Source organism: Ensifer sp. ENS07, from assembly GCF_014852185.1.
In the GTDB taxonomy this organism is placed as follows: Bacteria; Pseudomonadota; Alphaproteobacteria; order Rhizobiales; family Rhizobiaceae; genus Ensifer; species Ensifer adhaerens.
Genome location: NZ_JACVBE010000006.1, coordinates 14,689 through 34,620 on the forward strand (window position 1 = coordinate 14,689; position 19,932 = coordinate 34,620).

Annotated in this window: 19 protein-coding genes and 2 pseudogenes; 10 read left to right on the plus strand and 11 right to left on the minus strand. The window is 56.3% G+C overall.

Going from position 1 to position 19,932, the window contains the following annotated elements; all coding sequences use genetic code 11:
* Positions 1 to 129: 129 nt before the first annotated feature.
* The 6 genes from IB277_RS19315 to tnpB (IB277_RS19340) all read left to right on the plus strand — a co-directional run bounded on the left by IB277_RS19315 (position 130) and on the right by tnpB (IB277_RS19340) (position 6,604).
* A complete protein-coding gene (locus IB277_RS19315) occupies positions 130 to 789 on the plus strand; it encodes a hypothetical protein (RefSeq protein WP_192371346.1) in 660 nt (219 codons plus the stop codon).
* A gap of 421 nt (positions 790 to 1,210) precedes the next feature.
* Positions 1,211 to 3,889 (plus strand): hypothetical protein, encoded by a 2,679-nt coding sequence (locus IB277_RS19320; protein ID WP_192371347.1) that lies wholly within the window; start codon positions 1,211 to 1,213, stop codon positions 3,887 to 3,889.
* Between the two features lie 2 nt (positions 3,890 to 3,891).
* Positions 3,892 to 4,341: a response regulator gene (locus tag IB277_RS19325; protein ID WP_192371348.1), complete on the plus strand. Its 450-nt coding sequence runs from the start codon at positions 3,892 to 3,894 to the stop codon at positions 4,339 to 4,341.
* Positions 4,338 to 5,510: a hypothetical protein gene (locus tag IB277_RS19330; protein WP_192371349.1), complete on the plus strand. Its 1,173-nt coding sequence runs from the start codon at positions 4,338 to 4,340 to the stop codon at positions 5,508 to 5,510. Before IB277_RS19325 ends, IB277_RS19330 begins: the two co-directional genes overlap by 4 nt.
* Positions 5,511 to 5,966: 456 nt before the next feature.
* Complete coding sequence (locus tag IB277_RS19335; protein WP_034803538.1) at positions 5,967 to 6,362, plus strand: transposase; 396 nt, start codon at positions 5,967 to 5,969, stop codon at positions 6,360 to 6,362.
* Positions 6,359 to 6,604, plus strand: coding sequence for an IS66 family insertion sequence element accessory protein TnpB (gene tnpB, locus IB277_RS19340; RefSeq protein ID WP_192371350.1), 246 nt, complete (start codon positions 6,359 to 6,361; stop codon positions 6,602 to 6,604). Before IB277_RS19335 ends, tnpB (IB277_RS19340) begins: the two co-directional genes overlap by 4 nt.
* On the opposite strand, the gene IB277_RS19345 is transcribed toward tnpB (IB277_RS19340), so the two are convergent.
* From IB277_RS19345 to IB277_RS38925, 3 genes are all read right to left on the minus strand, one after another.
* Positions 6,575 to 8,692, minus strand: a complete 2,118-nt coding sequence (locus tag IB277_RS19345; protein ID WP_192371351.1) for a recombinase family protein — start codon at positions 8,690 to 8,692, stop codon at positions 6,575 to 6,577. The genes tnpB (IB277_RS19340) and IB277_RS19345 overlap by 30 nt on opposite strands.
* Before the next feature lie 292 nt (positions 8,693 to 8,984).
* Positions 8,985 to 9,446, minus strand: coding sequence for a helix-turn-helix domain-containing protein (locus IB277_RS19350; protein WP_192371352.1), 462 nt, complete (start codon positions 9,444 to 9,446; stop codon positions 8,985 to 8,987).
* 193 nt (positions 9,447 to 9,639) lie between these two features.
* Positions 9,640 to 9,900 carry a DUF5372 family protein gene (locus IB277_RS38925; protein WP_192371353.1) on the minus strand — a complete coding sequence of 87 codons (261 nt, stop codon included), beginning with the start codon at positions 9,898 to 9,900 and terminating at the stop codon, positions 9,640 to 9,642.
* A 38-nt stretch (positions 9,901 to 9,938) separates the two neighbouring features.
* On the opposite strand from IB277_RS38925, the gene tnpB (IB277_RS38930) reads away from it, so the two are divergent.
* Both tnpB (IB277_RS38930) and IB277_RS19365 read left to right on the plus strand, forming a co-directional pair.
* Positions 9,939 to 10,097: an IS66 family insertion sequence element accessory protein TnpB gene (gene tnpB, locus IB277_RS38930; protein ID WP_192371354.1), complete on the plus strand. Its 159-nt coding sequence runs from the start codon at positions 9,939 to 9,941 to the stop codon at positions 10,095 to 10,097.
* A 75-nt stretch (positions 10,098 to 10,172) separates the two neighbouring features.
* A complete protein-coding gene (locus IB277_RS19365; RefSeq protein WP_192371355.1) occupies positions 10,173 to 11,792 on the plus strand; it encodes an IS66 family transposase in 1,620 nt (539 codons plus the stop codon).
* Positions 11,793 to 12,068: 276 nt separating this feature from the next.
* Here the strand turns inward: IB277_RS19365 and IB277_RS19370 are convergent, their stop codons facing one another.
* On the minus strand, positions 12,069 to 13,184 hold the full coding sequence (locus IB277_RS19370) for an IS110 family transposase (RefSeq protein WP_113554948.1): 1,116 nt from the start codon (positions 13,182 to 13,184) through the stop codon (positions 12,069 to 12,071).
* Positions 13,185 to 13,276: 92 nt separating this feature from the next.
* On the opposite strand from IB277_RS19370, the pseudogene IB277_RS19375 reads away from it, so the two are divergent.
* Positions 13,277 to 13,849 (plus strand): annotated as a pseudogene (locus IB277_RS19375) (integrase core domain-containing protein); the annotation flags it as partial.
* Here the strand turns inward: IB277_RS19375 and IB277_RS19380 are convergent.
* From IB277_RS19380 to IB277_RS38105, 6 genes and pseudogenes are all read right to left on the minus strand, one after another.
* Positions 13,775 to 14,623: an IS3 family transposase gene (locus IB277_RS19380; protein ID WP_192371552.1), complete on the minus strand. Its 849-nt coding sequence runs from the start codon at positions 14,621 to 14,623 to the stop codon at positions 13,775 to 13,777. The pseudogene IB277_RS19375 and the gene IB277_RS19380 overlap by 75 nt on opposite strands.
* A complete protein-coding gene (locus tag IB277_RS19385) occupies positions 14,572 to 14,922 on the minus strand; it encodes a transposase (RefSeq protein WP_192371356.1) in 351 nt (116 codons plus the stop codon). Before IB277_RS19385 ends, IB277_RS19380 begins: the two co-directional genes overlap by 52 nt.
* A gap of 99 nt (positions 14,923 to 15,021) precedes the next feature.
* The gene (gene istB, locus IB277_RS19390) at positions 15,022 to 15,903 is read right to left on the minus strand and encodes an IS21-like element helper ATPase IstB (protein WP_065375085.1); all 882 of its coding nucleotides are present in this window, start codon (positions 15,901 to 15,903) and stop codon (positions 15,022 to 15,024) included.
* Positions 15,900 to 17,162, minus strand: a complete 1,263-nt coding sequence (gene istA, locus IB277_RS19395) for an IS21 family transposase (protein WP_192371357.1) — start codon at positions 17,160 to 17,162, stop codon at positions 15,900 to 15,902. The genes istB and istA overlap by 4 nt, the downstream gene beginning before the upstream one ends.
* Before the next feature lie 276 nt (positions 17,163 to 17,438).
* A complete protein-coding gene (locus tag IB277_RS38935) occupies positions 17,439 to 18,347 on the minus strand; it encodes a restriction endonuclease (protein WP_192371358.1) in 909 nt (302 codons plus the stop codon).
* Between the two features lie 127 nt (positions 18,348 to 18,474).
* Positions 18,475 to 18,805 (minus strand): annotated as a pseudogene (locus tag IB277_RS38105) (integrase); the annotation flags it as partial.
* A 250-nt stretch (positions 18,806 to 19,055) separates the two neighbouring features.
* Here IB277_RS38105 and IB277_RS19405 point away from each other — a divergent pair.
* The gene (locus IB277_RS19405; protein WP_192371359.1) at positions 19,056 to 19,475 is read left to right on the plus strand and encodes a hypothetical protein; all 420 of its coding nucleotides are present in this window, start codon (positions 19,056 to 19,058) and stop codon (positions 19,473 to 19,475) included.
* A 7-nt stretch (positions 19,476 to 19,482) separates the two neighbouring features.
* Here the strand turns inward: IB277_RS19405 and IB277_RS19410 are convergent, their stop codons facing one another.
* Positions 19,483 to 19,923: a hypothetical protein gene (locus tag IB277_RS19410; RefSeq protein ID WP_192371360.1), complete on the minus strand. Its 441-nt coding sequence runs from the start codon at positions 19,921 to 19,923 to the stop codon at positions 19,483 to 19,485.
* Between the last annotated feature and the right edge of the window lie 9 nt (positions 19,924 to 19,932).

Consider the following 19,932-nt stretch of genomic DNA (forward strand, 5'->3'; position numbering starts at 1 on the left):
CCCAGTACTGCGGGCAATACGAAACGAGGCGATGATTGGCCGCTCTGTCTATTGACAGCTAGTTTCAGTAAACTATGAATTTGACAGTACCCGCAGTAGTTTTGACAGCCGCATACAAAGTGTGAATCGATGAGCGAAGAAAATTGTTGTAACAGCAGAAAAATGGCCGAGGAAGACTGGAAAAGCGCGATAGATCATTCGTGGAAGTACTTTGAACTTCACGCCGGGCAACGAATGACTGTATTCAACTACTTTATCGTCCTATCGGGTATTATCGTAACCGGGATCGCTGGCACGGTTCAATTGCCCTACCGTTTTTCGGTGCTCGGAACCGCGTTAGGTTTCACGTTGTCTCTGCTATCGTTCGTGTTTTGGAAGCTAGATCAGCGGGCAGCCTTCCTCGTGAAGCACGCAGAGGCTGCGCACATAGTGGCTGAGAGCAAGTTGTTTCAACCCGGGTCGCGGATTTTCGCTGAAGAACCGACGGCGCATGAGAGAGCGTCTGAAGCTCAAAACATCCTTATAAGACCTTGGACATTCGGCCGGTCGTTTCGACTGGTATTCGTGGTGATGGGCCTCATAGGTGTTATTGCCTCTGCCGTTTCTACACTTCGTTTTCTAGATAAGATCAGCTGGGAGGTTTCTACTGACCAGCGCTCCAATCATGGCCCACAAATCCCGACCAAGAACTCAAAAGACGCTGGGTTGTCCGTTGATCAACTAGTCGTCGGTACCGCGGCGCGAACTCGTCTCGACGGCCAGCTTAGCAGTGAACGCCTCATTCCTTGAGAGAATCCCAAGCCTCTGATTCAAAATGATGGGGATTGGGGGATCGGTTGAGTGCGAGATCGGCCTAACCTATTTCAAATTGTGCAAACACAAAGAATAACTACTTTTCTCGAAGCGCAATTTTGGGGGGTTGATAATCTTGGAGTGTAGTTTGTTTCGCGAACCATCTACTAAGCCGACGATTGGGGAGATAGCAGATTCCCGGGTTCGAGGGCTTGTTAGAGGGCTTCTATCCCGAGAGCTCACTACAAGCACGCTTCAAACACTGAACAGGCTCCGGAAAGTTGCGAATGCACGGGACTGGCAGCGCGTCAGCGAATTGCTGTTACTCAATCCCTTGTTCGCTCATCTTCCGTTCCCAGCCCCCTTCCCGGCCAAGCCTGTGTACCCTTCCCAGAACTACAATCTCGAGACCCAGTCGTTGGCAAACGAGCTTTTATACCAATCCACGCGCCTCTACATCAATCGAGCCGCGATTGAGAAGCAGACACTCCATTTTCTAAAGTTGAACGAATATCTATATGGAAAAAGCTATTTGGATGCCGTAAGTACATTGCTCTCAATTGAGAAAAATTTTGGGTATTCGCTATTTCTATTAAGTAAGGCAGCCTTTATTTATTCGAATAAGGCGATAGGTCCAGATCTGCGTAAGGTCGTGAAAAGTTTATTGGACCGATACGGCTTCTCAGGAAGAAATGTGCTCTCGCTCGGCCTGGTCGATATGATGGACGACTCGTATGAGCTGTTGTCACTCCGACGAAATTTGCTGGAATTTGCCACTTCAAAAAAAACAGATGAAATCACGCGAGAAATTGTCTGTTGGCAGGTCGGCCCGATCAGCACGACTTCCAGTGAACTGTCGGCGCGTCTTAATGCGCTGGGCTCATACTCTCTTTTCGACGCGTTCGCTTTCATTGCTATTCATCATCTGAATCTTGATGTGCTAGCCACGCTGCCGCTTCTTCCGACGACCAATGGCCTCATCCCAGACTGTTTGGAAAAAGCTTGGTACGCGCTCTCGGAGTCTCCGGTACCCGACACAGGTGGCTATTCAGATGAAGATCCCGAGTTCGAGGATTTGGTTTTTTACAGGAGATCGATCGCGTGGCTCGAGAACCGGGCCGTGACGCGATTCAGGGCTATTGCTGATCATCTGTATACAAACGTCACAGCCCGCCCATTGAAACCGCCGCTGATTGAACAATTGTCCCAGGAGTATTTTGCCGCTATCGAAAAAGTTGAGGATCTGGCATCGGAGCGGGATGGCTTTGCACTGGATCTAAGCAAATATAACAATAGCAGCGCTGGAGGGTTCACTCGGACCCTAGCACTCGCTCACCTCGTGACATCGGCGAGCAAAACTAACCCGATTTCTACGCCAACGCTCTTGAAAGTGATGGATCGAACGCGCGACGTTGCCATCTTATTAACGCCGGCAGAGATTAAAGAGCAGTTTGCTAACCCGGCTAAAGATGCGATGCACGATTACATCGTGGCGGCACTGTTATCAGAATCGATTGGAACGTCGGCAGAAAAGCACAAGCTCCGACGGGTCTTTCAAGACCTAGTCTTGAAAGAGTATGATGGAAATATAATTAAGCTGGCCGATTTTTTCAGGGTTAACTATCCAAACATCGCTGGTCATCTAGTCCACTTGTGCACCGAAGAATTCCTGGTGCAGCTGTATTTTCTAATCGCCGAAGCGTCCGACGTCTTTGAAAAGAGGGCAGAACTACTCGAATGGTATGGTGACCACTTTGGCGAGCCCGCATTTGGTGATCGAGCACGTACAATTCGGCTCGACCAACGGCTGCAGAAAGTTCGAGGTGAGATAGACGACACAAGGCTTTACGTCGATCCAGTGCGGTTTGGACAATGGTTCGAAGATAACCATCACGATGAAATTAGTAGTCTACTGAAGGGAAGTTTCATCGACACTGCCGATATCGATGCTTTCACTGACTTTGGAGACTTCACAACGCAGCGACAACCTCACGTTCGGCTCGCAGCCGTTCTTCAGTCCGCGTTCCAGGAATTCTGCAGCAATAAGAGGTACGGGATTAATTCTTACCTTGGTCGGCGAATTAGGCATGGAACCCTCAGTGGCTTTATGGTCAACGCTGTAGAAGAAATTATTAAGGAGGACCGCTTCCGGGCAATCCGTGATAATGCGCAAGCATCCGCAGCTCTTGCGACTTGGGTAGATATTTATCGGAGTCAAGTGGATACGTGGGCGAACGACATCTTACACATAAATGACAAGCAACATTCACGGGGAGCAATTAGCGCTACTATCGTTGATTTGAGCAAGATCGATATTGCTCGATCAGCGATGCGCATGGTCCAAGAACAATACCACAAGCATGGCGTATTTACCGTCGTCACGCAGATCATCTACGAGTATTGTTGGCGGCTTTTAGAGACCGATTTGTCTCAGATCCGTCCAATGATCGACCGAGGTCACCTATCGTGGGGCAATGTTGACCAAAGTAGGTTAGTTAACGCTTGCCCCGAAGACCTGGAAGCGTGCGCAATGGCTCTTTGCCGTGCACTTAATGCGAGAACAAACGATGTCTTTCGGACGGTTTCCAGCTGGTTCACTAAACCAGTAAACCTGTCTCCCTCGGCGCCCATATCTGTGCTGATCGAGGCGGTCTTAGAAGAGGTAAAAGGCCACTTCAGTGACTTTAAACCGACGATAGTCTCTCTCGGTATCCGCGACATCGAACTTGTGGGGGCGGTTTACCACCACATGTATGATTTTCTTTATGCCGTTATCCACAATGCCGCTCGCCATGGAAATCGTACAGGGTCGATCGAGACCGAATTGCAGTTAATCCCTATCGATGCAGCACATCAAATTCTGTACGTCGGAATCACCTCACAGATCCGTCCGACAGACGATATTGCGAGCGTCATCGAAATCATTGAAAGCAGGGTCGCGGAGGTAAGCGAAGATGCAATGATTGTGGAAGGAAATTCCGGAATCAAGAAAATAGTGCGATTGCCTCTCGATGTCGAAGAAATAACGAGGACCTCGTTTGGAAGTCGTGACGATACGCTTACCTTTGCGATAGAAATGAAGCTTGCAAGGATGTAATAGTGAGAGCCTTGATAGTAGAGGACGACAGTTTCAAAGCTCACAGTGTTTGTGATGTTGTCCGTAAAACATTTCCTTCCGCGGTTTTCACCGCCGCTACCTCTGTGCACGCTGCTGTCGGCAAGCTGCAAGAAATGGCCTTCGACTTGATAATGTTGGATATGGCCCTTCCCAGCCATCAACTCAGGCCTGGCTTTGGCCCAACTTCCTCGCTGCTCTCCGGTGGGTTAGAGGTCATCATGGAGCTTTCTTACCTTCGTCGTTCGGATCCTGTGATAGTATTGACGCAGTTTCCAGAAATTGAGATAGAAGGTAACTTAGTAAATTTACGAAAGGCTAAAGAAATTTTGATAGAAAACTACGACGCTAATATTGTATCTGTGATCCATTATCGTCACGAACACCCAGAATGGCGTATTTCGTTACAAGAAGAAATGAAGAAAATACAATGAAAGTGCTCGTAATTGAAGACCAGGACCCGAAATTCGACGCTGTTCGAGAGCAGGTTATTGAATGCTTTGAGAGCCTTACGCTTGTCGTCGAGCGAGCGGAGACGATGCAACAAGCTACGAAAAGTCTATACCAATCGAAGTACGATTTGATCGTAGTAGACCTAATGCTACCGCTGCGTAATAAAGCAGAGGACCCAATCGACATCTCCGACGACATCGTGGGAGTCATCGAGTCGAGTGACAAAAATCGCGGGAGCAATATTGTTGCCTTGACCGGCTTCAACGATCTCTTTGATGAAAAGAGGCAGGTGTTCAACGACGCGGGCATTCTCATCGTCAGATATGGTGATGCGAAGGAGGAATGGAGGAGAAGCTTAGCCGCTGCTCTTGGTCGAATAAAAGAGCAGGAATCTTTCGACTTTGTCGTGCTGTGCGCTCTCGAAAAGGAACGTGGCGGTTTTCGGCAAACTTCAGCCGTTCTTGGTCCCATGAAGAACGTGCGCGGGATCGACTGTCTCGTCGCTCGAATAGGCGACCTGCGTGGGGCAATAGTGAGATTGCCGCGGATGGGCCTGGTGGAAGCATCGATTTCGGCAGCTAGGGTAATTGAGCAGTTCAAGCCACGGTTGGTCGCAATGTCGGGAATCTGTGCCGGTGTCGTAGGCAACGCCGAGATCGGCACAATCGTTGTCGCTGACATTTGTTGGGAGTATCAAGCAGGCAAGTGGGCGGACGACGACTTCCGAATGGAGCACTATGATGTTCCACTCGACGATATAGTCAAAACCACAATTAACCAATTTATTGAGCAAGACCCAAAGGGAAGGAGGATAAAGGAAGGTTTGATCGACGATGCAATAATCTTCAAGAAGATGTCAGTGGGGCCAATGGCCACTGGTTCAGCAGTTATCGCGGACGAAAAGAAAATTCTCGCTATTCATGGTCAGCACAGGAAAATGGCGGCTTTAGACATGGAAATGTATGGCATCTACCGTGCTGCCTTTTCTTCGGCCCATGCTCCCATTTATTTCGGAGCGAAAACGGTGGTCGATCTCGCCGATGGCAATAAAAACGATAAATACCACGACTACGGTTGCGCTGCTTCCGCCAGACTTGTTGTCGAGCTAATACCTCTACTCCTCGGGGCGGAGAAGCCAACCGGTCATTGATAAAGTACCTGCCGACGCGCAGCCGCGATTGCTGATCTGTTCTCGGCTCCATTCTTCACCCCGCCCGGGTGTAGGTTACGTCTCAGATGCGTTCTCGGTCCCCAATAGTTTCGTAGCAGAATAACGGGGTTGGCAATGGTCCGAATCCCGTCAAGAGCAAGAGATTTGGTGGTCGGCTTCCGCCGGCTCAAATTCAAAACATGTCCTTCAGATATCGCCTCTCCGTCGCGAGCGGGGTCCTCGCTTAGGCTGAGGCCCTTTCGTCCGTCATGAGGGGGCGCACCACCCCCTGTGGGTTTCGCAAAAAGACAATAACTTGCATCCGGCGGTTTGATACAGATTCTACAAGATCCAAAGACCGATTCCATTGTAAGCGCGGTACCCCTCCGGTGAGAGCCGCCTTGCTGAGTTAGGCTGAAGGCTGCAAGTCCTAGTGCAAACACTAGGGGTAGTCCTATGACGAAGCATCAGATTGAGGTCATTACGTCGGTCGAGCGGCGTCGGCGCTGGTCCCGGGAGGAGAAGGAGCGCCTGATCGCGGCGACGCTTGAGTCAGGGGCAAGTGTTTCAGAGATCGCCCACTCGGCCGGCATCCATGTGAGTCAGCTCTTCCGCTGGCGCAAGGAGCTCTGCCAAATCTCCGCTCCGCCCGTGCCGCAACTCATTCCGGTGGAGATCGTCGAAGCGCTGCCTGCGCCGGCGATCCCGACCGAGCCGCCGCCGGTCTCCCGCTCGCGCAAGAAAGCAAGCATGGTGATGATCGAGCTTGGCGGTGGCCGTCGCCTGCGGGTCGAGAGCGACATCGATACCGAAGCCTTGGCCCGGATCCTCGATGTGTTGGAGCGGCGATGATCCCGGTCCCGAGCGGTGTGAAGGTCTGGCTGGCGACAGGCTATACCGACATGCGCAGAGGCTTTCCCGGCCTGTCGCTGATGGTGCAGGAGACGTTGAAGCGCGATCCGATGAGCGGCCATCTCTTCGTCTTTCGGGGCCGGAGCGGCGGCCTGATCAAGGTGATCTGGCACGACGGCCAAGGTGCCTGCCTGTTCACGAACGATCAGCGTTCATACTACACCTCTTTCCTCGCCAGTTGATGCTCTTGGCTCAGTTTGCGTTTGTTGGCGCGCAGCAGCCCGATCTTGGAGTTGGTTCCAACGGCTGCATTGCTTCTGCGGCAAGTCTCCATCGGGGATTTCGTATAGGCTGTAGTGCCCGTTGTAGGCATGTCTGGCAATGAGGCCATACTTGGCCCATCTGGCGACGGTTTGCTCGCTGATGTTGAGGTGCACTGCCGCTTCCTGTCTTGTCAGCATTCCCCGCTGTCGCAGTCGATCATATCGTGATTGCAGCTTATATTCGTGGATGAGATAGGCGACTTTGAGAGGTGTAAAGCGGGCATTGTGGCAGCCGCGACGTGCTGTTCCACCTGGGCGATGACCCTGCTCGTTCAGGATCTCGGCGATCTCCGGATAAATGTAATCATCGAGAAGGTTATCGATCAGTTCAACGATGTTGGGCTTTGTCTTGATCTGCTGAGCGGAGGACTTTGGGTTCATGGTGGTGACCGTCTGGATTTTGCCACCCTTGAAGCGAACGTGAAGCTTGGTGGTTCCTTCGGCCGGCAGCTTTAAGAGAGTGACGTCCTCGATGATGTGGGCCATCAATCGCTTGCGTTCGCGGCTTGGGGTATCCGGATCTTTCCAGAGTTCGTTGAAGTCGGCCGTCATCGCGACTAACCGCTCGTGGACAGCTTTATCGAGGATGAATTGATCGTGCTCTCGGCCACGTTCGCGCTCTTCGCGGGCGCTGGCCAGTGTGCGAAGCTTTTCGTTCCATTCACCTTCGAGCGTGTCGGCGACGAGGCGGTTACTAGGATCGACAAGCATGAAGCGGCGCTGAGCGAGATCGGCTTCCGTTTGGGCGCGTTCGATCGCACGACAGCGCAAGCGGTCTGCTTCTTCATGTCGGGCTTGGATCTCCTTGCGGACTTCGAGAGCGAGTTCGACAGCCGCCGGCGTCATCTGCTCAGCAATCAGCATGCCGATGGCTTCATCGACGGGAGGCCCGGCGATCGACTGACACATAGGCTCCCCACGATAAATGCGGGCACGATTACAGATGTACCAGGCTTCCTGCCGGCCACGCCGGGCCGCATAGCGAACCCTAAGGTGGCTGCCGCATTGCCCACACACGGCCCGGCCTTGCAGCAGTGCCGGTCCCTCCCTTGGGATTGAAGCTCGTGCCGCTTCAAATCCACGGCCATTCGCCTTGAGGATCTTCAGATTCTCCTGATGTCGCTCCCAGCTGATATAGCCGGGATGAGCATCGGGAATGCAGGCCGGCCAGTCATCAATGTCGCGCGCACGCAAAGTCCTCTTGCCATCGATTTTGCGTCGAAACTGTCGTCGGCCATAGGTATAGGCGCCAGCGTAGCGCGGATTGTTCAGGACACGCATCGCCGTCGATGCGGTCAGCGGCCGAAACAGCGTGTCGCCGTTGTGTAGGCGCGACGGAAACAATAGGCCTTCATTGCGAAAGACCTTGACGGTCTGGGAGGCGGACCCGAGGCGAGAGAACATCTCAAAGAAATGAATGATCGTTTCTCTGACTTGCATGTCTGGATCAAGCGTCACATTGCCGAAATGGTCATAGACCAGCCCAGTCGGCAGCAGGCAACGAAACTCGCCGCGCCGCACCTTATTGAGAATGCCGCCGCGTAGCCGGGCCTTGATCACATGCAGTTCGGCCTCACTCATTGTTCCCTTGAGGCCGAGCAGGAGCCGGTCGTTGAAACTTGCCGGGTCATAGACGCCGTCTTCGTCGAGGATCAGTGTATCGGCAAGGGCGCAAATCTCTAGCAAACGCTGCCAGTCGGCATTGTTACGCGCGAGACGAGAGACTTCCAGGCCCATGACGATCCCGGCATGCCCCATGCCGACGTCGCTGACCAGGCGCTGGAACCCTTCACGCCAGGCGGCCGATGCACCGGACTCTCCTTGATCGTTGTCGATGACGATAATCTGCTCGTCGCGCCAGCCGAGGGCGACAGCGCGCCCCCGAAGCGCATATTGCCGCCTGGCGCTCTCGACGTTCTCAACGACTTGCCGCATGGAAGACTGGCGGATGTACAGATAGGCGCCGCGTTCGAGGTGATGAGGCTGGACTTTGAGATGTACATTCATCGTGATCTCCGATCGTTGATGCTCATGGCGATTGTCGCAAGGACGTGAACGACGGCGCTGTGTCCGCGGTGCAGCGGCCAAGCAATTGACGATGGGTAATTCTGCTCTCGCGGGGTGATTGCTGTTGTGGCGAGCGCCTGAGCCCATCCCCACATGCCCCGGCGCAAAAAGAGCAGCAGGCCGCTACGCGCCATAAGCGGCAACGCTGCGCCGAGAGCAGCCTTGCGCAATACCTCGTACTGGGAAGCGATGGTTGACGGTTGGATCGGGCATGCCGCCGTCGCGGCAATGTTTACCTGCCGCTTTTTTTTAGAACCCGCTCGATCGATCTGGGATGAAGCTCGATATCGAGTTCCTGGCGGAGCAGCTTGGCAAGTTCCCGGGCGCGGACGGGTTCTCCTGGGGAGAGATGCGCCTGCAGAAATGCCACGACCTTGTCGTCGATCTTGTGGGGACCGCGGGGGCCCGGCTTCGTCGGCACCAGTCCGGCAATGCCGGCCATATCGAAGTTCACCTTGGCCTGGTAGTAAGTCGGTCTGGAAACACCGTACTCGTCGGAGGCCTCCGTCACCGACACCTTGTCGATGGAGACGCGACGCAGCATCTCGTATTTGACTTGCACGGCGTCGTGCGGATCGAAGAACTCGCTGCCCCGAAACTTTGGATCGCGCACCTTCTCGGGGGTGGGATTGAACGTACCCTCTTCGATGAGGACATCGGTCTTTGTGCGCTTGCTGTCGTACTTCGCAGACATCGATGGCTCCGAGGACATGAAGCGGCGTTAGCGTAATGCTAATTATGACGCACATTACCACCTCGTCAAGACGACAAACGCGGTGTATTCCATATTTGGCCTCGCATTTACAGGCATTGTCCTTCATAAAGTAACCTCTTGCGGCATAATCTACTTTACGAACGCGGCATATTTATCCTTACACTTCTGGACGTCAGCGCGTGCCCGATTTGCTCGAAAGGCGCTCCACCAGAGTGGCCAACTCCATTAAGTCGGCGACCCGCAAGAGCGATCGTCCGTTGCTCATGACGACTTCAGGATCCAGGCTCACAAGATCAGTCCATTGCGGGGGAACCGACCAAACAGTGGCGTCCTCGGTCTGCAGCAAAAGGCGTTCACCATGCCGGTTGTAGCGCTTGCCGACACACGGCAACTGCCGTGGGAATAGAGGATGAAACGGATGCGTTACCCGCACTAACTGCGTATCTGCGTTGGCAGTGGCTGCATTCTTTTGTGAGGTACAAAACGCTCGAGGAGCAGAGCTTTTGCTGGCCGGGCATATCGGCCGCCCGGATACGCCTGGACCATTCGCAATTAATGGCGCTTCTAGCCGGTCTGGATTGGAAAAAGATCCGGCCAACCAAGGTCAGGCGGCCGTTGCTAACGGGCTGAACAGGACTGCGGCAAGACGAATCATGCTGCTGTAATGATTGGGAAAGCGGCTGTTCTTGTGCTCTATTTGACCTCATGGATTTGCCCCTTAGCGACCTGCCGGACGACGTTGATGCGCTGAAAGCGATGGTCCTCGCGCTGGCGCGCGAACAGGCTGAGAAGGAGGCCCGGCTGAAGGCGGCCGAGGCTGAGATCGCGCGGTTGGAGGCGGTTGAGAAGAGCGCCAACGAGCGGATTGCCAACCTGACCTTGATCATGAAGGTTTTGCAGCGCACGCAAAATGGCAAGCGCTCTGAGCGGCTCCGCCTCGGGGTCAACGACGAGCAGGTCTCCTTTGCTTTCGAAGAGGTCGAAACCGGCCTATCGGCAATCCGCAGCGAACTCGACCGCGCGGCCAAAGACAAGCCGAAGCGAGCACCGCGTCCGCGCAAGGGTTTTGCCGCCCATCTCGAACGCATCGAGGAGGTCATCGAGCCGGAAATTCCGGCCGGGTGCGAGGGGCTGGCAAAGGTTCTGATCGGTGAGGACCGCTGCGAACGTCTGGACGTCGTGCCGCCGAAGTTCAGGATTATCGTGACGCGCCGTCCCAAATACGCTTTCCGGGGCAGCGATGGCGTGGTCCAGGCCCTGGCGCCGGCACACATCATCGAAGGCGGCCTGCCGACGGAACGGCTGCTCGCTTATATCGCCGTTTCCAAATACGCCGATGGTCTTCCTCTTTATCGGCAGGATGCGATCTATCTGCGTGACGGCGACGAGATCAGCCGATCGCTGATGGCCCAATGGATGGGGCATCTCGGCTTCGAACTGCAGATGCTGGCCGATTATATCCTGGAGAGGGTCAAGGAGGGCGAAAGGATCTTTGCCGACGAGACGACCCTGCCCACTCTTGCGCCCGGTTCGGGCAAAACCACCAAGGCCTGGCTTTGGGCCTATGCGCGCGACGATCGCCCCTATGGTGGGACCAGTCCGCCGATGGTGGCCTATCGTTTTGAAGACAGCAGAGGCGCGGATTGCGTGACGCGTCATCTCGCCGGATTCAGCGGCATCCTGCAAGTGGATGGCTACTCGGCCTATACCAATCTCGCCAAGACGCGGGCGAAAACCGGCAGCAACGAAACGATCCAGCTTGCAGGATGTTGGGCACATCTACGGCGCAAGTTTTACGATCTGCACATTAGCGGTGTCTCTCAGGCCGCCACAGACACTGTCCTGGCAATGACCGAGCTCTGGCGCATCGAAGATGAGGTTCGTGGCAAGGATGCCGACAGCCGCTCCACGCTTCGCCAGGGAAAGTCTGCAGCCATTGTCGCCAGTCTCTTCGATCTTTGGGAAAGAGAGCTCGGCAAGGTCTCCGGGAAGTCCAAGACCGCTGAGGCGATCCGCTACGCGCTCACCCGGCGCGAGGCGCTGGAGCGCTTTTTAGCGGACGGTCGCATCGAGATCGACTCCAACATTGTCGAACGCGCGATCAGGCCCCAGACAATTACGAGGAAGAATAGTCTATTCGCCGGAAGCGAGGGCGGTGGACGAACCTGGGCAACGGTGGCCACCCTCTTGCAGACCGCCAAAATGAACAACGTCGATCCGCTCGACTGGCTCTCGCAGACCTTGACCCGCATTGCTCAAGGCTGGCCAGCATCCGAAATCGAAGCCCTCATGCCTTGGAACTTCAGGTCAGACGGTGTCAGCTAACCGCTCTGATGTCCGCTGTCAACGTTGCAGACGTGTCGAGTCACTCGTTCCGTAGGAACGCTCGAGGTGGATAGCTTGCGCATTGGTGGAGGCGGAACTGAAAGACGTCGGTGATCAAGCTCTGATACGCGGGTTGGCTACCGCATTCCCGATTTTGCGTCTGGGGCTGTTCCTGTCTTACTGCGGGCGTCGGACATGCCGGCCACAAAGCGGTTAACGGACATTCCCCTGCCGTTGTCCCGCCTCCGCCAATGCGCGAGTCGTGCGCGGCTGCCGTTATGGCGTGGTTTGTCGCGCCTCCCTTGCAATTGCCCACATGAAGCCGGCGAGTTCCCGTGCGACCGCGGTGCACACAACCGTCGACTTCTTCCCTCGGGCGCTCAGCATGCGATAGCGGGCCGTCAGGCGGGTCTGCGCTTTCCAGGCGATCTCGCGAACCGATGATGATACCTCTTCGAGGCGATACAGCTTCCTCTTACCGATCCGAGGCGGATACCGATACGTCCACGCGCATTCAACCAGCAAGGTCCGGACTCGACTGTTGCCTGCCTTGGTAATGCCGATCCTCTTTGTTGTCTCTCCGGTTGATCGTTCGCCGGGAACAAGGCCGAGGTAACCCATCAACTGGCGAGGGCTCTCAAACCGACCGGCATCTCCCACTTCTGTCGCAAACGTCACCGCGGCGATCAAGTCCACGCCACGCAAGGCCCGCAGAGCCCCTACGACCGGAGCGAGTGACCAGCGGGGCACGAATTCCACGATGACCGTTTCGAGCCGCCGCACACGTTCCTGGGCGATCCGCACCGCTTCGACCATCTCCTGAAGCGCGATCTGATGGGCAGGATGGTCGAAGTGTTGTTCTTGCAGCCACCGAAGGTAACGCATCGTCCAGCTCCTCTTGCCGGGATAGATACGGCCGTGCTTGAGCATGAAGGCGTTGACCTGCTGGCGATGGGTGCGCAGCGTCTCGACGGCACTCGTGCGAGCTCGGACAAGGTCACGCATGGCCTCATGACCTTCATCGGGAACCCAGACCGCCGTGAGCTCGCCGGCCCGCAATAGCCGGGCGAGCGAAATGGCATCGCGCCGGTTCGTCTTGACCCGGTCACCAGGCTTCCTCGGGATCAACGAGGGAGCGACAACGATGCATTCGTGCCCGAGTGCGCGGATCAGCCGGTAGAGCCCGTAGCCAGTGGGCCCGGCTTCGTAACAGAAATACACGTGTACAAACTTCGCCGTGATCTGCTTGATCGCGCGGCGCATCCCGGTATCAGAAGCCTCGACCTCTCCCCAATAACGGACCTCGCCGGTTCGGCCGCACTCGGCAACGGCGATAGCATTGTGACGCTTCGCAACATCGATTCCGACAAAAGCTTCTCTATAATCAGACACGGCTCGTCCTCCTGTTTGAGGATCGGCCCGGCCTGTCCGAGCAACCCTCGGAAGAAACAGTCTAGGGCGAGCCACCTCACTCCCGAAGAAGGAGGAGGTTTCGCGTGCTCAACATCGTCGATGACGTGACGCGCGAATGCCTGGCGGCAATCCCCGACACATCGATCTCCGGGCGTCGGGTCGCCCGCGAACTGACGGCGCTTATCGAACGGCGCGGCAAGCCCGGCATGATCGTCTCCGACCACGGAACGGAGTTCACGTCGAACGCGATCCTCGCCTGGTCAAAGGAGCACAAGGTCGAATGGCACTACATCGCGCCGGGAAAGCCGATGCAGAACGGCTACGTCGAATCCTTCAACGGCCGCATGCGCGAAGAAAGCGACGAACTGCTGAACGAGAGCCTGTTCTTCGGTCTCGGCCACGCCCGCAGCGCCATTTCCTAATGGGCGGAGGATTACAACAATTTCCGGCCGCACTCATCGCTCGGATATCAGACCCCGGCCAACTATGCCGGGACCATCGCCGCAACCTGTCAATGCCGACTGAAATTTCCCCAAAAGTTGGAGTGCGCCCCTGAGGGTGGACGGTCATCAGGCCGCTGTTTTGCCAGTCTGCCGGATGTGTTGATCCTCGAACTGCTGCGGGCTCAGATAGCCGAGCGCTGAATGAAGTCTGCGTGTGTTGTAAACCTCCTCGATGAAGTGGGGAAGGTGCTCGGTCACCTCTTCGAACGTTTCATAGGCCATCGGATAGACCGCTTCGACCTTCAGCGTCTTCATGAAGCTTTCTGCCTTGGCATTGTCATAGGGATTCCCCCTACGGCCCATTGAACCGACGAGACTACTGCCAGACAGGGCATCCCGGTACACCTGAGCTGCGTATTGGGAGCCGCGGTCGGAATGATGTATGCAGCCCGATGGCGGCCGGCGACGCTCTATCGCTGCCTTCAATGCTGCAACCGTCAGACGCGCGTCGATACTCCGACTGACGGCGTAACCGACGATCAACCGTGACCAGACATCGAGGACGACCGCGACGTAAATGAAGCGGGTAGGCAGCGCGACGTAAGTGATGTCGGAAACCCAGAGCTGGTTGGGGCCGGTCGGCACGATGTCCTTCGCCAGGTTCGGGAAGATCAGGCCATCATGATTGCTGTCGGTGGTGGCGACGAACCTGCGGCGAACCTTCGGATGCAGATCGTGTTGACGCATCAACCGTCTGATCTTCTTGTGGTTGATGACCAAGCCCTGCTGGCGTAGGGCCGCCCCTACGCGACGGCAGCCGTAGAATTCAAATTCATCGCAGATGGCAAACATCGCCTCGACGATAGAGGTATCATCGACAGGCTTTTCCGGGCTGTCATAATAGGTCGAGCGTGCGATACCCATTAGCCGGCATCCTTCGGCGACGGAGATACCAGCGGGCCGGTGATGGCGGATGTAGCTCCGCTTCTCGGCCGCGGTGCGTTTTTCAGAGCCCCCTTTAGAAACTCCAGTTCCAGCGCCTGTTTGCCAACGAGGCGCTCAAGCGCTGCAATCCGGGCCTCGTATTCTTGGATAAGGTCGGCGGCTTGAACGTCATCGTCGAACGCGCCTTCCTCATACTTGCTCACCCAAATCCGGATCAAGTTGCGTGACACGTCGTGGCGCTTTGCCAGACCATGCAGAGTCTCGCCCGCGATAAACTCCTGCGCGACCTGCCGTTTGAATTCCATACCGTGAATGCGATGTTTTGCCATGGGCTCCACTTTCGGAAACCCGGCAAGCCCGGTCAATTCATCAAGCCTATCTGTCCACCCTCAGGGGCGCACTCCAAGTGCCGAAGTAAAATTCCACAATTATGCCGACGTGGACGGCATGGAGAATTGGGTATTTTTCGGCGGCCGACCTCTTGGACGTGGCGGCGGCGCGAAGGAGGGTGGCGTAATCAAAGCTTTGGAACGGACGTGTTCAGGCATCAGTTCGGCATGTTGGCGCAGCCTGTAACTTGATCCTTCGATTTGGACGACTACGGCGTGATGCAGAAGCCTGTCGAGCAAGGCGGTTGCGACGACGGCATCACCAAAAACATCACCCCATTCTGCAAAGCCGCGATTGGACGTCAGGATCATTGCTCCTCTCTCGTAGCGGGCGTTGACGAGTTGGAAGAACAGATTGCCGCCGCCGGCGATGACCGGGAGATAGCCGATCTCATCGACGATCAGCAGACTTGGCCTGCAGAAGAAGCGGATGCGCTCTTGCAGCCGGCCCTCGCGTTCGGCCCTGGACAGCGCTGCAATGAGATCGGCCAGCGTGCAGAAGTAGACGCTCTTGCCAGCTTTGACGGCTTCGACGCCGAGCGCCACGGCGAGATGGCTTTTGCCGGTTCCCGGTGGCCCGAGAAAATGCACCGCTTCATGCCGGTCGATGAAACCCAGTTGCGCAAGCGTGAAGATCCGATCTCGATCGAGGGAGGGCTGGAAGGAGAAATCGAAGCCGGCGAGTGTTTTGATGGTTGCCAGGCGACCCATTCGCAGTGCCGTTTTTATGCGGCTGTTCTCGCGCAGGGTCAGTTCTTCGGAAAGGAGAATATCAATTGCTTCGAGTGCCGAGAGTTCGCCATGCTCCAGGCGGCGGACAATATGATCGAGCGCTTCAAGAGCACGTGGCATCTTCAAGCCAACAAGGTCATGGCGAATGCGGTCGATCATCGACGGTACAGCATCGAGAGCGGCGCTCATGGGCGGTTCTCCTGTGCCATAGCTCTGGCGACGGCGTCGTAGAAGGCAAGCGGCCGCTGTGTGACCCTGTCTCCGGATCCATGAAGAATGATCTCGTCGTTGTTGACGTGTGGTCGCGATCGCGGCGCTGAGCGATGGGTTCTGTGTCCTGGTTCGACACGGCGCTGATGGCGTCCTTCCAATACCGGATGCACAGCAATCAGCGCACCATCTTCGAAGATTCGGACCTCATTCGCCCAGGTGTGAACTTCGACGAGCCGCCGCCTGGTGGCATCGGGCACGCTGTAGGCGTTTCCACCGACGCTCACCATGCCCTCTCGAGATATCCTGCGCTCAAGCCGCAAAACCGATCGGAACGGAGCCAGAGGCAAGGGACGCAGATGAAAGCGCTCTTCAACGAAGGCTTCCATGACGACCCGCTGCGTTGTGGCGTGCACACGCGGATTGGCAACCGTATCAAGCCAATACCGGAGTTGGGCGTTGAGATCATCAAGGTTGCGAAACGAGCGCGCCAGGAAGAAGTCTTCGCGAATATAGCGGAATGGCCGCTCGACCTTTCCCTTCGTTTTGGCGCGATATGGTTTGCAGGCCTTTGGGTGAAAGCCGTAATGGCGAGCGAGATCGAGCAGAGCGCGGTTATAAACAATGCCGCCCGTTTCGCCTTCGCCGATGACCGCAGTCTTCATTCGGTCGTAAAGGATCTCGCGCGGAACGCCGCCGATCGCATCGAACGCTGCCACGTGGCATCGCAGCACCGTTGGCAGATCCTGATGCATAACAAAGCGCGCCCAGATGAGACGGCTATGGCCCAGCACCATAGAAAACAACCAGACGATCCTGGGGGTTGCCGGCTCATCGGTGAAGACAACATGGAATTGGGCGAAATCCACCTGGGCCTGTTCGCCGGGAGCTGTTTCGAACCGAACTTCAAACCCGTGTTCGGAGGTCGGGCGGACGTCTCTGAGAAAGTCCGTAACAGCAGTGTAGCCGCCGGCGTATCCGCGTTCCTTCAGCTCTCGCAGGAGCCGCCGTCCGCTAAGGCCAGGATAGGCCGCCACCCGTTCACGCAAATACGCAGTGAATGGATCAATGACCGTCGCCCGAGGCTTCCTTGGTCCATAGGCCGGTGCCTCAAGGCCACGCTCGATATATTTGCGGATTGTCTTTCGATCGACGCCGGTCTGCCTGGCGATCGCAGACACCGACAAGCCCTGCCGGTGTAAATCTAAGATCATGACTATCTCCCCGAGTTTGATCACCGCCAGTCCCCTCTCGACCATCGAGAGTAGTATCGGTGATGGCGTGCCGCCGGTCTTCCGCGGGCGCGCCCCGGAAGACCGGCGGCATCGCTAAACTGGGGAAGATTCAAACGGCACTTCTGGGGAGTATTGATCCGGTATCGACACAACCGGCTCCAACGCTGCGCAAGATGAAGGCTACGCGTTTCCGCCGGTTGCTCCCACCGCGCCAAATGGCGTATCGAAAACCGCCGGGGCTCTAATCGCCGCTGGATGAAAGTTCAGTGGCAGGTCAGTTCAGGCCCAGTCTCTGATGTCTCCGGTGAAGAGGTCCCGCGCGACAATCTTCCGACCTTTGGGACCGCGCCACTCCTGATTAGGCTCGACCCGTGGCGGAAACTGAGCGGTCATTGTCCCGCTCGTGGCCCGGAGGATCTCGAACAGACGCTCACCATCAACGAGCTCGAGCTCGAGCTTGAATTTTGCCTCCTTCGCGATGCCAGGCACAGCTTGGGCGATGGTGGAAAAGCGGGAGGCAGTCGTGACGAAAATTCCGCGGTCGGACCCGGTCAAAACCATCGCCCCAACGAAGTTGCGCACCTCGTCAACAGGTTCGGTGTCCGTCGCTATGCGACGCTTGACCTGAACCGCACGTCTGACCATGCCGTCGTCACCATATGCAAGATAGAGATCGATCCCGCCATCGGGCGAGTTTGCATTAGCGGTGGTTCGGATGACCTGACCGCCGTGATGCTCCTGTAGAAGCGAGGCAACAAGATCCTCTGCCTGCTGGGCGGAAATCAACTTTCGGTCTTCCCAACGCCGAAGGAGGTGCTTTCTGATCATTTCGACGGGGAGGGTGGCTGTCCCCAACTCAATCTCGCTCTGAAGTGCATGGGTAAGTTCCCACCAAGTAGACCTCAAAACCTCCTCAGGTCGCTCGAATGGCGAGGATGCGAGGTTTTGGCGAAAGTTCCACCAGCCACAGGCGGGGCATATCTCAAGGTTCAGCCATCGAATGTAGCCGAATCCCGGCTTGAGGGGTTCCGTCTCCAGTTCATGCTCGAAGACCTGAAGGTCGATCGAGCAGCAGGGACAACGATGAGCTCGGAGAGCTTGCGAGAAAAAAGGCGAATCGACTTCGAAATCGGCGTGATCGTAATTTTGTAGGCCCGCATGAAGAAGCCGTCGATGGATCTGTTTCACGCCGCCTCCAAACTCCTTAACGCATAGCTTATGGGGATATCAAAGTCGGCTCACAAAGATAAGCCGTCCACCGCCGGCGGCTCCTCTGCCAAGCCAACTACAGGAAACGCGCGACTCTGCCGCTGGGTCACTTCGCATTGTTGTAGTAGGTGGGCGCAACTTGGACTGATCGATGGCGTGACTGCTCCATAGCCTCCGGCAGAGGGATGCCGGGATTGGTTGCCTCGGTAAGATAGCCCGATCGAACGCCGCCCGGAGAACTCGCCAGGCTCCAATCCAGCCATCCCGGCCCGCTGTTTGGGGATCGCGTTGATCGATTGTGGATCGAGCGCACGGCGGGACATGGTACCCCACCGTCCGATCGCCCGAAACACGCTTCCCTGGTCGATTTTGGCCGCCGCCATCCAGGTGTTCACCGCTTCAATCGGCCGCCCGGTGAGGTAGACAGTCTCGTCTTTCGTAAGGCCAGAGGATCTTTGGTACTTGAAATCTAATCAAGCTGCGGCATGCTACCCCCTCCGTTCATCTTGTTTTCTTGTTGGTATGAAATGCAATTTTAAGGAGAATATCTCTCCCTTTGCAGTATCTAAAATACAAGAAGTTATGTGTGGCGAGTCGTCCCGCCAGCCCTATGAAAGGGACTTGCGGCGCGCGTCGGTAGACGAGTGGATGCAACCACGTGTCAAAGCAACAGGCAGACGGGTTTTCATGTCGACGATCGATTACCACTACGAAACGATGGGGCGGATTCTTTCGCATCTCATTCATCAGGGCCTAAAGCGGGTGGATCTTGATGATACCGATGCCATGGAGATTATGACCGAGCGCCATGGTGACGAAGAGGAGGTAATCCAGACGTTTGCTGACGTCCTTCACTGGATGCTCAGTGAAGGCCTTATTCGCGCCCACAGCGTCCAGGAGTTTGAAGGTGGCTATGCCTTTTCGGGTGTGCAGCTCACATCCAAAGGCATTGCGGTGATTCAAGCGAAGCCGAATGACCCTGAGCTTGGCGAAAGCATTGAGAAGAAAGTAGACGAAAAAGGCGACCTCGACGCGTCTGCCTACACCAAAATCGGCTCGTTCGTGGGTGGGCTGATCGGCGGGGCAACTCAAGCGTTGGCCGGATAACGGGCCGTCACGCGGGATCGGCCGCGCCCATCGCCTCGAGAGTGGCCATCACGGCTGCATAGGCAGCGCCCAGCATCGCGACGGTATGGGCGTCATACACATGGAAATCCGCCTCGTGCTGCACCTCGGCCTCGAAACCGTCGTGCCAGGGCGAGGCACCCGTGACAATCAGCGGTTCCTGGCCCGGAAACTGGTCGGCCGTGATGTCGATGATGATGTTTCCCTGCCGGAGCCACGCGTGCGAGTAGGTCTCGCCATTATCCTCACCCCTGCCGAGGACGTAGTCGAACGTCCCGAACCCGAGGGTTTTCAGGTAGGTGCCGAGGAGGAGGGTGGCATCGCCACATGCCCCGTTCGGGAACTCCTGAAGAGTGACCGGCAAGGCCGCTCGCGGCGTATTCTCGAGCGCGGCCCGAAACGCCCCCGCCGCCTTTGCAAGTTCGTCCATCGCCCCGAT

Bases quoted from the DNA above. Each gene is read 5' to 3' on its own strand.
- IB277_RS19365 (WP_192371355.1), top strand. From the start codon at position 10,173: ATGGATTTGCCCCTTAGCGACCTGCCGGACGACGTTGATGCGCTGAAA.
- IB277_RS19345 (WP_192371351.1), bottom strand. From the start codon at position 8,692: ATGAATGTACATCTCAAAGTCCAGCCTCATCACCTCGAACGCGGCGCC.
- IB277_RS19405 (WP_192371359.1), top strand. From the start codon at position 19,056: ATGTCGACGATCGATTACCACTACGAAACGATGGGGCGGATTCTTTCG.
- tnpB (WP_192371350.1), top strand. From the start codon at position 6,359: ATGATCCCGGTCCCGAGCGGTGTGAAGGTCTGGCTGGCGACAGGCTAT.
- IB277_RS19350 (WP_192371352.1), bottom strand. From the start codon at position 9,446: ATGTCTGCGAAGTACGACAGCAAGCGCACAAAGACCGATGTCCTCATC.
- IB277_RS19315 (WP_192371346.1), top strand. From the start codon at position 130: ATGAGCGAAGAAAATTGTTGTAACAGCAGAAAAATGGCCGAGGAAGAC.
- IB277_RS19330 (WP_192371349.1), top strand. From the start codon at position 4,338: ATGAAAGTGCTCGTAATTGAAGACCAGGACCCGAAATTCGACGCTGTT.
- istB (WP_065375085.1), bottom strand. From the start codon at position 15,903: ATGAGCGCCGCTCTCGATGCTGTACCGTCGATGATCGACCGCATTCGC.
- IB277_RS19410 (WP_192371360.1), bottom strand. From the start codon at position 19,923: ATGGACGAACTTGCAAAGGCGGCGGGGGCGTTTCGGGCCGCGCTCGAG.
- IB277_RS19335 (WP_034803538.1), top strand. From the start codon at position 5,967: ATGACGAAGCATCAGATTGAGGTCATTACGTCGGTCGAGCGGCGTCGG.
- IB277_RS19385 (WP_192371356.1), bottom strand. From the start codon at position 14,922: ATGGCAAAACATCGCATTCACGGTATGGAATTCAAACGGCAGGTCGCG.